Origin of the sequence: Frateuria flava, from assembly GCF_017837635.1 — a bacterium.
GTDB lineage: Bacteria > Pseudomonadota > Gammaproteobacteria > Xanthomonadales > Rhodanobacteraceae > Frateuria_A > Frateuria_A flava.
On record NZ_JAGJRS010000013.1, the window covers coordinates 1 to 12,821 of the forward strand.

12 protein-coding genes are annotated in these 12,821 nt (G+C 72.3%); 6 read left to right on the forward strand and 6 right to left on the reverse strand.

Features of this window, described 5'->3' with window-relative positions; genetic code table 11:
- Window positions 1–63: 63 nt before the first annotated feature.
- Window positions 64–597, reverse strand: a complete 534-nt coding sequence (gene ssb, locus J7I44_RS05415) for a single-stranded DNA-binding protein (protein WP_209617020.1) — start codon at window positions 595–597, stop codon at window positions 64–66.
- A gap of 198 nt (window positions 598–795) precedes the next feature.
- Here ssb and J7I44_RS05420 point away from each other — a divergent pair, with 198 nt between their 5' ends.
- Window positions 796–1,590, forward strand: coding sequence for a hypothetical protein (locus tag J7I44_RS05420; protein ID WP_209617022.1), 795 nt, complete (start codon window positions 796–798; stop codon window positions 1,588–1,590).
- Here J7I44_RS05420 and J7I44_RS05425 read toward each other — a convergent pair whose 3' ends face one another.
- Window positions 1,591–2,562 carry a DedA family protein/thiosulfate sulfurtransferase GlpE gene (locus J7I44_RS05425; RefSeq protein WP_209617023.1) on the reverse strand — a complete coding sequence of 324 codons (972 nt, stop codon included), beginning with the start codon at window positions 2,560–2,562 and terminating at the stop codon, window positions 1,591–1,593.
- Between the two features lie 112 nt (window positions 2,563–2,674).
- Entirely contained in the window at window positions 2,675–3,895 is a 1,221-nt protein-coding gene (locus tag J7I44_RS05430) for an MFS transporter (protein ID WP_209617025.1), read from the reverse strand.
- Window positions 3,896–4,029: 134 nt separating this feature from the next.
- Between J7I44_RS05430 and J7I44_RS05435 the strand changes: the two genes are divergently transcribed.
- The 3 genes from J7I44_RS05435 to J7I44_RS16950 all read left to right on the forward strand — a co-directional run bounded on the left by J7I44_RS05435 (window position 4,030) and on the right by J7I44_RS16950 (window position 8,172).
- Window positions 4,030–5,031: a polyprenyl synthetase family protein gene (locus J7I44_RS05435; RefSeq protein ID WP_209617030.1), complete on the forward strand. Its 1,002-nt coding sequence runs from the start codon at window positions 4,030–4,032 to the stop codon at window positions 5,029–5,031.
- 93 nt (window positions 5,032–5,124) lie between these two features.
- Entirely contained in the window at window positions 5,125–6,648 is a 1,524-nt protein-coding gene (locus J7I44_RS05440) for a ligand-binding sensor domain-containing protein (RefSeq protein ID WP_209617032.1), read from the forward strand.
- Window positions 6,649–8,172, forward strand: coding sequence for a ligand-binding sensor domain-containing diguanylate cyclase (locus tag J7I44_RS16950; RefSeq protein ID WP_209617035.1), 1,524 nt, complete (start codon window positions 6,649–6,651; stop codon window positions 8,170–8,172).
- 70 nt (window positions 8,173–8,242) lie between these two features.
- On the opposite strand, the gene J7I44_RS05450 is transcribed toward J7I44_RS16950, so the two are convergent.
- The 3 genes from J7I44_RS05450 to ubiH all read right to left on the reverse strand — a co-directional run bounded on the left by J7I44_RS05450 (window position 8,243) and on the right by ubiH (window position 11,542).
- On the reverse strand, window positions 8,243–9,025 hold the full coding sequence (locus J7I44_RS05450) for a dienelactone hydrolase family protein (protein ID WP_209617038.1): 783 nt from the start codon (window positions 9,023–9,025) through the stop codon (window positions 8,243–8,245).
- 70 nt (window positions 9,026–9,095) lie between these two features.
- Complete coding sequence (locus J7I44_RS05455) at window positions 9,096–10,325, reverse strand: FAD-dependent oxidoreductase (RefSeq protein ID WP_209617041.1); 1,230 nt, start codon at window positions 10,323–10,325, stop codon at window positions 9,096–9,098.
- Window positions 10,322–11,542, reverse strand: a complete 1,221-nt coding sequence (ubiH, locus tag J7I44_RS05460; protein ID WP_209617045.1) for a 2-octaprenyl-6-methoxyphenyl hydroxylase — start codon at window positions 11,540–11,542, stop codon at window positions 10,322–10,324. The genes J7I44_RS05455 and ubiH overlap by 4 nt, the downstream gene beginning before the upstream one ends.
- Window positions 11,543–11,651: 109 nt before the next feature.
- Here ubiH and J7I44_RS05465 point away from each other — a divergent pair, with 109 nt between their 5' ends.
- Together J7I44_RS05465 and J7I44_RS05470 are read left to right on the forward strand one after the other, a co-directional pair.
- Window positions 11,652–12,251 carry a hypothetical protein gene (locus J7I44_RS05465; protein ID WP_209617047.1) on the forward strand — a complete coding sequence of 200 codons (600 nt, stop codon included), beginning with the start codon at window positions 11,652–11,654 and terminating at the stop codon, window positions 12,249–12,251.
- Complete coding sequence (locus tag J7I44_RS05470; protein ID WP_209617049.1) at window positions 12,251–12,811, forward strand: cob(I)yrinic acid a,c-diamide adenosyltransferase; 561 nt, start codon at window positions 12,251–12,253, stop codon at window positions 12,809–12,811. Before J7I44_RS05465 ends, J7I44_RS05470 begins: the two co-directional genes overlap by 1 nt.
- Window positions 12,812–12,821 lie beyond the last annotated feature (10 nt).

Genomic DNA, 12,821 nt, shown 5'->3' on the forward strand with positions numbered 1-12,821 from the left:
GGGCCATCACGTACCATCCATCCTCAGGTCTCGCTAAGACCGCGGGGCAAAATCAGAGTTTCCCTAAAACGGAATGTCGTCGTCGTCGAAGCCGCCGCTGCTCTCGGCCGGCGCCGGGGCATTCTGGCGCGGCGCATTGCCGTAGTCGTTGCCGCCGCGGGACTGCCCGCCGCCGTAGCCACCACCCTGCCGCTGGCCGCCGCCCTGCGGCCGCTCGCGGAAGCCGCCACCGCCACCGCCGGCACCGCCGCCTTCACCGCCCATGCCGCCAAGCATCTGCATGTCGTTGGCGATGATGTCGGTGGAGTACTTCTCCACACCGCTCTTGTCGGTGTACTTGTCGGTGCGCAGCGAGCCTTCGATGTAGACCTGGCGGCCCTTCTTCAGATACTCGCCGGCGATCTCGGCGAGCTTGCCGAACAGCTTCACGCGGTGCCATTCGGTGCGCTCCTGGCGCTCGCCGGACTGCTTGTCGGTCCACTGCTCGGAAGTGGCCACGCTCAGGCTGCACACCGCGGTGCCGCCGCCGGTGTAGCGCACCTCCGGATCGGCGCCCAGGTTGCCGACGATGATGACCTTGTTGATGCCGCGTGCCATGGAAATTCCTCGCTTTGCTGGCGGCCGGCGCACGCCCGCCTCGTCATGGGTTCCGCCGGGCTCGCCGGCGGCTCGACCCCTATCATAGCTTCCCGCCAAGGCTGCGCGCGCCGGCCGCTGTCCGCATCCACCCCGGCGTGTTGACCGTATCTGCCTGCATGCCGGTCCGCCGGCGACCCTGGGCCGCCGGAGACCGCCTTGCCAACGTTTCGCACCCTGCCCCGCCTCGCCCTGGGCCTGTGCCTGGCCCTGCCGCTGGCGAGGGCATTCGGCGCCACGCCCGCCGTCCACCTCGAAGCCCGCGCTTACGCCGACGATGGCCACCTGCTCTACCGCGAATCGCACTGGATCTTTGCCACGGCGGAGGGACGCACCCGCCTGGTGCTCTATCGCTGCCCCGATGGCGAGCCGTTCGCGCGCAAGTGGGTGCGCGACCATGGCCGGCCGACGTCGCCCGATGTCGACCTGGAGGACGCGCGCCGCGGCTACCGCGAAGGCGTGCGCCGGCGCGCGGACGGCCGGCGCGAGGTGTTCGTGCGCCGCGATGCCGGCAGCGCCGAGCGCAGCGCGCTGCTGGACGACGCACCCGCACCGGTGATCGACGCAGGCTTCGATGCCTTCCTGCGCGCGCAATGGAACCTCGACCCGGACACCGGCCTGAGCGCGCCCTTCCTGCTGCCCAGCCGGCTCGGCACGCTCGACTTGAAGGTGCGCCGCCTGCCGGACCAGGTGATCGACGGCCGCCCGGTACGGCGTTTCCGGCTGGGGCTCGACAGCCTGGTCGGCTTCGCCCTGCCGCATCTGGACGTGGCCTACGACGCGCGCAGCCGGGCACTCTGGCGATTCCGCGGTATCGCCAACATCCGGAACGTCGCGGGGCGCAACCTGAGCGTCCGTACCGACTTCGCACCGCCCGAGCCGATCGACGACGCCAGCGCCGCCGTGCAGGACGCCGCGCGCCAACCCCTGACGGGCCGCTGCCCGCTGCGCTGATCAGAGCGCCGGCGTGGCGTGCCGCGGCGGCAGGACCGCGAGAGGACCGACGACCTGGCCGGCGGCGACCCACGCATCGAGCCCGCCGCGCAGCGGACGCACGCGCCGGTAGCCCTGCGCCATCAGGAGCTGCGCCGCACGGGCAGCCGACACTTCGTTGGGGCAGTTGCAGTAGAGCACCAGCTCGCGCTCGCGCGGCACGTCCGCCAGCACGGCGTCCAGCGCCAGCGGATCGAAGGCCAGCGCGCCCGGGATCGCGCGGTCGTCGAGCTGGCGCGATCCGGCCGCGCGCACGTCGAACACCAGCGGCGGCCGCGCCGAGCGCAGTGCCTGCGCCAGCTCGTCCACCTCGATCCGGGCCATGCGCAAGGCCACCAGCAGGCGCCGGCGCTGCCACCACTTGAAAAGGATGTAGAGCGCGAGCATCGCGCCCAGCAGTTGCAGGGCCAGCGCCCCGGTGCCCTCGAGCGCCCCGAGCACGCGCTCCACCCCGTCGGAGAACGCATAGCCCAGCACCACCGCGACGCCGGCCCAGAGCAACGAACCGAGCGCGTCGAACAGCAGGAACCACCGCGGCGGCAGGCCCATCGCGCCCACCAGCGGCGGCGCCACCGTCGACAGCCCCGGCACGAACTTGGCCACCAGCAGCACCGGTGCGCGCCAGCGCTGGAAGCGCAGCTCCGATTGCCTCACGCAGGAGTCGGGCGACAGCGAGATGCGGCACAACGTGCGCATCACCCCCGCGCCGTAGCGTCGGCCGGCGGCGTACCAGGCGAAGTCGCTGAGCAGGCACCCGGCCAGCGCCACCAGCAGCACGCCCCCCAACGGCAGCTTGCCGGCCGCGGCCAGCGCGCCGGCCACCACCAGCGTCGGCACGGCCGGCAGCGGCAGCCCGGCCTGCTCGACCAGCACGTTGAGGAAGACCAGCAGCAGGCCGTATTCGGCGATCAGCGCGACGATCTGGTGGGCCACGGGCAGGCTCGCCTGGACAGGGATGCCGCGCCACATGGGGGCGGCCACGGCGTGGCGCAATCCCGGGAAGTCGGCGGACGCAAAGCGGCCGAAAAGGACTGTCGCCGGCGTCCTACTGCCCCGGGCTTCCGGCGGCGGCTGCCTGCTCGGCCGCGCTGCGCGCGGCGATGCGCCGGGCACCGAACGCCACCAGCGGCAACCACAGCAGCGTGGTCGCCGCCGCGCAGAGGAACACGCCGCTCACGCCCAGCCGGCCCAGCGCGATGCCGCCGATGGCGCCGCCGACGAAGGCGCCGATGAACTGGCTGGTCGAGTACGCGCCCATCGCCGCACCGCGCAGGTGCGCCGGCGCCAGCCGCGAGACCAGGCTGGGCAATGCCGCCTCCAGCAGGTTGAACGCCGAGAAGAACGCCGCGGCCGAGACGCCGAGCCAGGCCAGATGCCCGCCCGACTGCGCAAAGCCGAGCAACGCCAGCCCGATGGCCGCCACGCACACCAGCACGATGCGCAGGCTCTGGCCGATCTCCTTCATGCGGTGCATCGTGGCGCCCATCACCAGCGCGGCGATCGTCATCACCGGCAGATAGAGCTCCCAATGCCGCTGCACCGGCAGATGCAGCCGCTCGGCCAGCAGCAGCGGCAGGCCGACGAAACTCGCCGTCAGCAGCAGGTGCAGGAAGAACACCGAGCCGTTGAGCACGAGCAGCCGGCCGTCGCGCAGCATCGCCAGCACGCCGCCGAGGCTCGCCGCGGCGGGCGCCTTCGCACGCTGCGGCGTGGGTACGATCAGCCACAGCAGCACCAGCGAGGCCAATGCCAGTATCGAGGTGGCGCCGAACAGCCCGGGCAGCCCGGCCACCGCCTCCAACGGCGGCCCCAGGATTAGTGCCAGCAGGAACGCCACGCCGATCGACACGCCGATGATGCCCATCACCTTGCCGCGCTGGTCCTCGCGGGTGAGGTCGGCGGCGAGCGCGGTGCCTGCGCCGGCCACCGCGCCCATGCCCTGCAGCGCGCGGCCGGCCACGATCCCCATCAGCGTGTGCGACATCGCCGCCACCAGCCCGCCGACGGCAAAGATCAGCAGGCCGATGGTGATCGCCGGCTTGCGCCCGATCCGGTCCGACAACAGGCCCAGCGGGATCTGCAGCAGCACCTGGCCCAGCCCGTACACGCCCAGCGCCAGGCCGATCAGCAGGCCGCTGGCGTCGGGCATCTGCTTCGCGTAGAGCGAGAACACCGGCATGATCAGGAACAGCCCGAACAGGCGCAGGCTGATGACGCAGGCCAGGGTCAGCGCACTGCGGCGCTCGAGGGGCGAGAGCTTGCTCACCGGAAGGGGAACGGGCGGGAAGTCATCGGCCCATTATAGGGATCGCCTCGGAATGCCCGGTTGCGGCGCCATGTCGCGCCGCCGCACACGGCAGAGCTGGCCCTATAATCGCCCGTCTTGCCACCCGGACGCCCATGCAACCGATGCCCGCCGACGCCAGCCGAACCGCCGACTTCGCCGCCGTGCGTGAACTGGCCGCCGCCGACATGCAGCGCGTGGACGCGCTGATCCGTGCGCGGCTGGCCTCCGACGTGGTGCTGATCAACCAGATCGCCGACCACATCATCGCCGGCGGCGGCAAGCGCCTGCGCCCGATGCTGCACGTGCTGGCCGCCGGCGCCGCCGGCTACGCGGGCGCGCAGCACATCAAGCTGGCTGCGGTGATCGAATTCATCCATACCTCTACCCTGCTGCACGACGACGTGGTCGACGAGTCCGACCTGCGTCGTGGCCGCAAGACCGCCAACGCGCTATGGGGCAACGCCGCCAGCGTGCTGGTCGGCGACTTCCTCTATTCGCGCTCGTTCCAACTGATGGTGGAACTGGACGACATGCGCGTAATGCGCATCCTGGCCGATACGACCAACACGATCGCCGAGGGCGAAGTCCTGCAACTGCTCAACATCGGCAACGCCGACGTGGACGAAGCGGCGTACCTGGCGGTGATCGAGCGCAAGACCGCGGTGCTGTTCGCCGCCGCGACCGAGCTGGGTGGCCTGCTCGGCGGCCTGCCGACCGACCAGGTCGCCGCGTTGCGCCGCTTTGGGCTGGAACTGGGCTACGCCTTCCAGATCGCCGACGACCTGCTCGACTACACCAGCGACGCCGACACCCTGGGCAAGAACATCGGCGACGACCTGGCCGAGGGCAAGCCGACGCTGCCGGTGATCTACGCCCTGAAGCAGGCCACGGCCGACGAAACGCAGGCGATGCGCCAGGCCATCGAACACGGCGACCTCACCGCGCTGGACCGCGTGCTCGCCACCATCCGCCGCAGCGGTGCGCTGGAACGCACGCACGAGCGCGCCGTGGCGCACGCCGAGGCCGCCCGCGCCGCGCTGGCGGTGCTGCCCGCCACGCCCTATCGCGAGGCGCTGGATGCACTGGCCGCCTACGCGGTCGAGCGCAGCGCCTAAGCCGCCCGTGCCGCGCGCCTGGCCGACCGCTTCCGCGGGCCGCGCCCGGCGCCGGTGTTCAAGCCGTCCGCGCTTCGGCCGATGACGGCCCCGATGCCCTCCTCACGCCCCCTCCGTTGGCTGACCCTCGCGCTGCTGGGGCTGGCGCTGCTGCTGCCCGCGACGACCGTTGCCGCGGCCCCGGCCGCCGACTGGTCGCACTGGGACAGCCTGGCCTTCGAGCACCTCACCGTGCGCGCGGGCCTGCCGCACGCCACCACCACCGCGTTCGCGCAGGACCGCGACGGCCTGATCTGGATCGGCACCTTCGGCGGGCTGGTGCGCTACGACGGCTACCGCGTGCAGGTGTTCCGCCAGTCCGGCCCCGGCGGCCTGCCGGACAACTACATCCGCGCGCTGCAGGCCGCGCCCGACGGCAGCCTGATCGTCGGCACCTCCGCCGGCGGGCTGGCCCGTTTCGACCCGCGCGACAACCGCTTCTCCACCTACGACGCCTCGCCTGCCCACGGCACCGGCCCGCACGTCCTCACCCTGGCCCCGGACGGCGCGGGCGGTTTCTGGGTCGGCGGACAGGACGGGCTCAGCCACCTGCGCAACGACCTGCGAACGATCGAGCGCCCATCGGCCGACGCCGGCCTGCCGGCAGACATGGCAGTGTTCGCCGTGCGCCAGGACCGGCGCGGCAACCTGTGGGTCGGCAGCGGCCAGGGCCTGTACCTGCGGCGCGCCGGCACGACGCAGTTCGTGCGGTTCCATGGCGACGATGCCGCGGCCAGGCCGGTGCTGGACGAGGACATCTGGGCACTGCGCGAGGATGCGGCCGGCAACCTGTGGGTCGGCAGTGGCACCCGCGGCGTGGCGGTGATCGACCGGCAGGGCCACGCGCGCGTGCCGCCCGGGCTCGACGGCGGCGCGCCGGCGATCCAGCACCGCACCATCCGCGACCTGCTGGCGGGGCCGGATGGCCGGTTGTGGATCGCCACCGACGGCGTGGGCGTGGCCGTGTACGACGTCCATCACGGCACGCTGGACATCCTGCGCCACGACAACGCGCGCCCGGGCTCGCTGGGCGGCAACATCGTGCGGGCGCTGTTTCTGGACCGCTCCAGCGGCCTGTGGGCGGCCACCGAGATCGACGCCTCACGCTGCGACACGCGCCCGACCATCGTGCACACGCTGGACGGCCTGGCGCTGTTCGGCCGCCAGGACGCCACCCTCGACGAGAACGTGCGCAGCGTCCATACCGACCGCCAGGGCGCGATCTGGCTCGGCTTCAACCGCGGCCGCCTCGCCCGCGTCGACCCGGCCAGCGGGCAGATCCGCCTGCTGATCCTGGACGGCGCGCAGCAGGACCAGGACGTGCGCGCGATCGACACGTTGCCGGACGGGCGCATCGTGGCCGGCGCGCGCGGGCTGGTCACCATCGACCCGGTGTCGCTGGCGATCCGACCGTGGTCGGTCGACGGCCTCGACACGCGCCCGGTCCTGGCGCTGCGCACCTGGCGCGACGCGTTGCTGGTCGGCACCTACAACGGTCTTTACCGGATCGACCGCACCGGGCACGTCACGCATTACCGGCACGAACCGGGTGACCCGCGCAGCTTGGTCGACGACTAGGTGCGCAACATCGCCGTGCTGTCCGACGGCAGCGTGTGGATCGCCACCAGCGGCGGCATCAGCATCCTTCGACCGGATGCAGGCGGGTTCGAAAACCTCGTGCACGAGGATGGCAACCCGGGCAGCCTGCCGCAGAACTACGCCGGCTCCGTGGTCGAGCTGGGCGGCCGTATCTGGGTCGGCACTTACGGCGGGCTGGCCGCCACGCCGGCGACACCGCCGGGCCCGCACGGCTACCGCTTCACCGTGCTGCGCGGCAGCGACGGCCTCGGCAGCGACAACGTCGCCAGCGTGCTCGCCGACCGCCTTGGCCGGCTATGGATCGCCACCGCCAGCGGTCTGGCCGTGTACGAACCGGCGACCGGCCGGATCCGCTCGCTGGGCGCACGCGACGGACTCGGCGCGCGCTTTTACAACCACCGCACCGCCGCGCTGGGCCCCTCCGGCGAGCTGCTGTTCGGTGGACTGAGCGGACTCACCGTGATCGAACCCACGCCGCAGGTGCGTCCACGCCAGTCGGATGCGCCACTGGCCGTAACCGCGGCACTGCGCGACGGCAAGCCGCTGCCCTACGCCGCGCTGCCGACCGCACGGCGCCCACTGCCGCTGGACAACGTGCATGCCCTGCGGCTGGGCTTCGCCCTGCTCGACTACACCGCCACCGACGACGTGCGTTACCGCTACCGGCTGGAGGGCTTCGACGCCCAGTGGACCGAACTGGAGGCCGGCGTGCCGCCATCGGCGGCGTACACGAATCTGCCCGGCGGCAACTACCGCCTGTGGCTGCGGGCGGACATCCCCGGACTGCACGCACGCACCGTGCAGGACGTGATCCCGCTGGAAGTACGTGGCCGCTGGTACGAACGAGGCGGGGTGCGCATCGTGCTGGGCCTGCTCGGCGTGGCGCTGGTCTACCTGCTGGTGCGCCTGCGCACCCGCTACCTGCTGGCCCGTGCCGACCGCCTCGCGCAACTGGTGCAGGAGCGCACACACGAATTGCAGGAAGCCAACGAGCGGCTCAACCGGCTGGCCAGCGTCGACGAACTGACCGGCCTGCTCAACCGGCGCGAGCTGATGCGCCAGCTCGAACTCGCGCACGAGACCGCGCAGCGCACGGGCGCGCCGCTGTCGATCCTCATGCTCGACCTGGACGCGTTCAAGGCGCTCAACGACACCCATGGCCACCAGGCCGGTGATGCCGCGCTCCGCGGCGCGGCACAGCGTGTCGCCGCGCTGTGCCGCAGGGACGACCGGCTCGGTCGCTACGGCGGCGAGGAACTGATGGTGGTGATGCAGGGCGCGGACCTGGCCGCGGCCGCGCAGCGGGCCGAAGCGATGCGCTCGGCGATCGAAGCCATGGAGGTCGACCATGACGACCATTGCCTGCGCCTGACCGCCAGCATCGGGGCCGCGCAGCTCAAGCCGGGCGAACGCACGCACGAGCTGATCGCGCGCGCCGATGCGCGGCTGTACCGGGCCAAGCGGGAGGGCCGCAACCGCGTCGCGGCCTCGCACGTTTCCTAGGGACGACTCCAGCCCACCCGCCCGCTGCGCGAACCGGTAACGCAGAAACCCGCCCCCACGATCAACCCGACTACGGCCGGTGGGCGAATGCCGCGTCCAGCCAGTCGTGCATCATGCGGTAGCTGCGCGCCGCGGCGCGGGCGTCGTACTTGCAGCCGGGCGCGCTTTCACCCACTTCGGTGAAGCAGTGCACCGCGTTGCCGAGCACCACGAACTGCCAGTCGGCCTCGCTGGCGCGCATCTCGTCCATGAACGCGCCGGCATCCGGCATCGTGCCCTTGTCGTCGGCGCCGTTGATGGCGAGCACGCGCGCCTTGAACTGGTCCGGCAGCGCCGGCTTGCCGGCCTCCAGGGCGCCATGGAAGGACACCACCGCCGCGACGTCCGCGCCGCTGCGGGCGAGGTCCAGCACCGCCGAGCCACCGAAGCAGAAGCCGATCGCGGCGAGCTTGCCGGTGTCCAGCGGCGCCGTGCCGGCCTGCGCCTTCAGTTGCGCCAGCGCCGTATTGATGCGATGGCGCATCAGCGCGCGGTCGGCATAGAGCGGCTGCACCGCGGCCTTCGCCTCATCGTTGTTGGTCGGGCGCACGTCCTGCCCGTACATGTCGGTGAGCAGGATCACGTACTGCTTGCCGGCGATCATCTCGGCCTTGCTGATCGCCTCATCGTTCACGCCGTACCAGTTGGGCACCATCACCAGGCCCGGGCGCTTGCCGGCGCCGGCATCGTCGTAGACCAGCACGCTGTGGAAGCGGGTGCCGCCATCGGTCCACTCGACCGACCGATGCACCATCTTCGCCTGGGCGGCGAAGGCCAGGGGAAGCGAAAGCAGGGCGAACAGGATGCGACGCATGGCGACGGCCTCCGGTGGGGTGAGGTGGCGCTCCGCGCCGGTCTCCGCGGCGTCCGGCCGCGGCGTGGAATCATCGGCCGGCGGCGTGTGCGGCCAGGCGGCGCTTGAGCGGCACCAGCCGGTCGACCCACCGTACGCCCAGCGCTCGCGCCGCGACCAGCGGCGGCGCCTGCCAGGCGTAGATCCGGCCCAGCGCATCGAAACTCCACGCATCGAGCGTGTCGGCGCTGCGCCGGCGTCGCGCGTAGCGGCGCAGCACGTGCGGCGCGGCGATGTCGCGCCCGGCCTCGCGCGCGGCCACCAGCGTGTCGCGCAGCTCGACCACGTCGCGCAACCCCAGGTTGACGCCCTGCCCGGCCAGCGGATGCACCGCGTGCGCCGCGTCGCCCAGCAGCACCAGGCGCTCGGCCTGGTAGCGATCGGCCAATTGCAGCCTGAGCGGGAAGGCGGCGCGGCGGGTGGTCGCGAGCACCGGGCCGAGGCGGAAATCGCTGGCCACGCCCAGCTCGGCGCAGAAGGCGGCATCGTCCAGCGCCAGCACGCGTTGCGCGTCGGCCTCGGGCAGCGACCACACGATCGAACTGCGCCCGTCGGCCAGCGGCAGCAGCGCCAGTGGCCCGCCCGGCAGGAAGCGCTGCCACGCGGTGTGCTGGTGCGCACGTTCGGTGGTGACATGCGCGACCACGCCGCGCTGGCCGTAGTCGCGGCCATGCGTATCCAGCCCGGCCCACTGGCGCAGCGGCGAGCCGGCACCGTCGGCGGCGACCAGCAGGCGGGCCGACAGGCCCGGATGCGCGCTTCGCGATTCCGGACCGTCGTCGGCGAGGTCGAGGGTGATGCGGTCGGCGTGGGTCTGGAAACCGGTCACCTGCGCCGGGCACAGCCGCTGCACGCCAGCCGCCTCCAGCGCCTGCCACAGGGTCCATTGCACCAGGTTGTTCTCGACGATCCAGCCCAGCCAGGCGCGGCCCTCGGCGGTGGCGTCGAAGTCGACAGCAGCGCCCGTGCGCGCATCCCACACGTGCATCCGCGCATAGGACGCGGCACGGCGATCGCGGATGGGCGTCCAGACGCCCAGCCCATCGAGCAGCGCGACGGACGACGCCGCCAGCCCGACCACGCGCAGGTCGACCTCGTCCTCCGCGTGCCAGGACGTGGGCGGGCGCGCTTCCAGCAGCGCGGTGGCGAAACCGGCACGGGCCAGCGCCAGCGCCGCCGCGGCACCGACCATGCCGCCGCCGACCACGGCCACGTCGAGCAACGGCGCGCGCCGGCGCGATTCGGAAAGCCGCGCGTTCATGGGGTGCGCTCCAGCACGGCGTGCGGCGGCTCGCCGCGGAAGCCCATGCCGCGCCGGAGCACCGCATCCTTCAACGGCGGCAGGCGGTCGCAGGCCAGCAGCGCCAGCGAGCGCAGCGGGCCGAGCCAGGGCTGGGGCAGGCAGGCCAGTTGCACCAGGCCATGGCTCATCGCCATGGTGCCGTCGCGGTCGGGAGCGCGGCGGGCCGCGTAGGTGGCGAGCAGGCGCTCGTCGCCGGCGTCGCTCGCGGCGGCGACCAGTTCGGCCAGGGTCAGCGCATCGCGCAGGCCCAGGTTGAAGCCCTGCGCGCCGATCGGGTGCACGGTCTGCGCCGCGTTGCCGACCAGCACCGCGCGGGGCCCGGTGAGGCGGCTGGCGGCGACGCGCTGGATCGCGTAGGGAAAGCGCTTGCCCGGACGGCCGAGGCGGCCCAGCCGCCAGCCGAAACGGCGCTGAGCGAGCGCCAGGTAGTCCGCGTCGTCCATCGCCGCCACCGCCTCGCCCTGCGACCGGGGCACGGTAAGCACCAGGCCGCAGCGGCGGCCGGCCAGCGGCAACAGGGCGACCGGGCCTTCGTCGCTGAAGCGCTCGTAGGCGCGATGGCCGTGCTCGCGTTCGGGGGTGACGGTGCAGACGAACAGTGTCTGTTCGTAATCGTACGTGTCCGCGGCGATGCCCAGTTGCTCGCGCACGAACGAATGGGTGCCGTCGGCGCCGACCAGCAGCGGCGCGTCGATCCGGCGCACGCCCTCGTCCGTGCGCACCTGTGCGCGCCAGCCGTAGGCGACCGGTTCGAGCGCCTCCAGCCTGGCCGAAGCGAGCCGCTGCAGGCGCGTGCATTCCTCCAACCGGCGCAGCAGCGCCGCACCCAGTTCGCGCGCCGGCAGCGTCCAGCCCAGGGCATCGACGCCGGCATCGCTCGATGCAAGCCGCGCGCTCCCGAATTCACCCGCGCGGCTGACATGGATGTGCTCGATGGCCGTGGCGCCTTCGCGCGCATGCTTCCACACGCCGATCGCGTCCAGCCCGTTGACCGTGGCGCGCGCCAGCGCCAGGTTGCGCTCGTCGTAGCTCGGCTGCGCGTCGGCGCGCGGCGCGGCCGCTTCCACCAGCATCGCATCGACGCCGGCCGCATCCAGTGCGATCGCCAGGCTGGCGCCGACCAGGCCGCCACCGACGATCAGCACGGGCCCGCGTGAAGAGGGGAGGTCTGTCATGGCGCGGATGATACGGCCGAACACGCGGGCGTCGCATGGCCCGGACGGGCTTCGGCTAAACTAGCGCGTCCTACCTTCATTCTCACGCCGCCTGCATACGGAGCATTTCATGGCTATGACGCGAACCCAGCGCCTGGGCATTTTCCTGGCACTCGCCCTGGTGATGGGCATGACCCGCGGCGCGGTGCACATCCACCATTTCGAGGCGTTCCCGGATGCGTCCTGGGGCGTGTTCTTCCTGGCCGGTTTCTGGCTGCGCGGCGCCGGGCGCTGGGCGTTCCCGCTGCTGATGGCCGAGGCCGTGCTGGTCGACTACCTGGTGATCACCGGCCAGGGCCTCGACTTCTGGAGCCACTACTGCGTCTCGCCGGCGTACTGGTTCCTCGTGGCCGCCTACGGCGCGCTGTGGCTGGGCGGCAGCTGGCTGGCCCGCCGCCAGGCCGGCCTGAAGCTTTCCACCGCGGGTCTGGCCGTGGCCGCGCTGCTGGTCAGCGAGGCGGCCTGCTTCGTGGTCTCCAACGGCAGCTTCTACTGGCTCAGCGACAGCGTGCCGGCGCCGCGCAGCATGGCGGCCTGGTTCGAGAACATGGGCGACTGGTATCTGCCGTTCCTCCAGGTGACCGCGCTGTACGTCGGCCTGGGCGCCGTGGTGCACGTGCTGGCAACCCAGCTGACCCGCGCACTGACCCACGAAGGCCAGGCGCACTGATGGGCAACCGCCTGTCGAAGATTTACACGCGCACCGGCGACGACGGCAGCACCGGCCTGGGCGACGGTTCGCGCGTGCCGAAGGACTCGGCGCGCGTGGCCGCCTACGGCACGGTGGACGAACTCAACAGCACGATCGGCATGGTGCTGGCCTGTGAAGGCGTCCCGCCGGACGTGCGCGAGGCGCTGACCCAGGTCCAGCACGAACTGTTCGACCTGGGCGGCGAGCTGTGCATCCCCGGCATGGCCATGGTCCAGGACGCCGACATCGCGCGACTGGAATCGGTACTGGACGGCTTCAACGAACCGCTGCCGCCGCTGAAGGAATTCATCCTGCCCGGCGGCGGCATGGCCGCGGCCTGCGGCCACCTGGCACGCACGGTGTGCCGCCGCGCCGAGCGCGAGGTCATCGCGCTGGCGCGCGAGGAAGCCGTGCGCCCGCAGGCGCAGCGCTACCTCAACCGGCTGTCGGACCTGCTGTTCGTGATCTGCCGCGTGCTGGCCCGTGCCGGCGGCCACGGCGAGGTGATCTGGCAGCACGAGCGGCGCCCGCGCGGCTGACTCCTTCGAT

Coding starts and splice junctions, on each gene's coding strand:
- J7I44_RS05465 (WP_209617047.1), top strand. CDS start 11,652: ATGGCTATGACGCGAACCCAGCGCCTGGGCATTTTCCTGGCACTCGCC.
- J7I44_RS05440 (WP_209617032.1), top strand. CDS start 5,125: ATGCCCTCCTCACGCCCCCTCCGTTGGCTGACCCTCGCGCTGCTGGGG.
- ssb (WP_209617020.1), bottom strand. CDS start 597: ATGGCACGCGGCATCAACAAGGTCATCATCGTCGGCAACCTGGGCGCC.
- ubiH (WP_209617045.1), bottom strand. CDS start 11,542: ATGACAGACCTCCCCTCTTCACGCGGGCCCGTGCTGATCGTCGGTGGC.
- J7I44_RS05450 (WP_209617038.1), bottom strand. CDS start 9,025: ATGCGTCGCATCCTGTTCGCCCTGCTTTCGCTTCCCCTGGCCTTCGCC.
- J7I44_RS05470 (WP_209617049.1), top strand. CDS start 12,251: ATGGGCAACCGCCTGTCGAAGATTTACACGCGCACCGGCGACGACGGC.
- J7I44_RS05435 (WP_209617030.1), top strand. CDS start 4,030: ATGCAACCGATGCCCGCCGACGCCAGCCGAACCGCCGACTTCGCCGCC.
- J7I44_RS05455 (WP_209617041.1), bottom strand. CDS start 10,325: ATGAACGCGCGGCTTTCCGAATCGCGCCGGCGCGCGCCGTTGCTCGAC.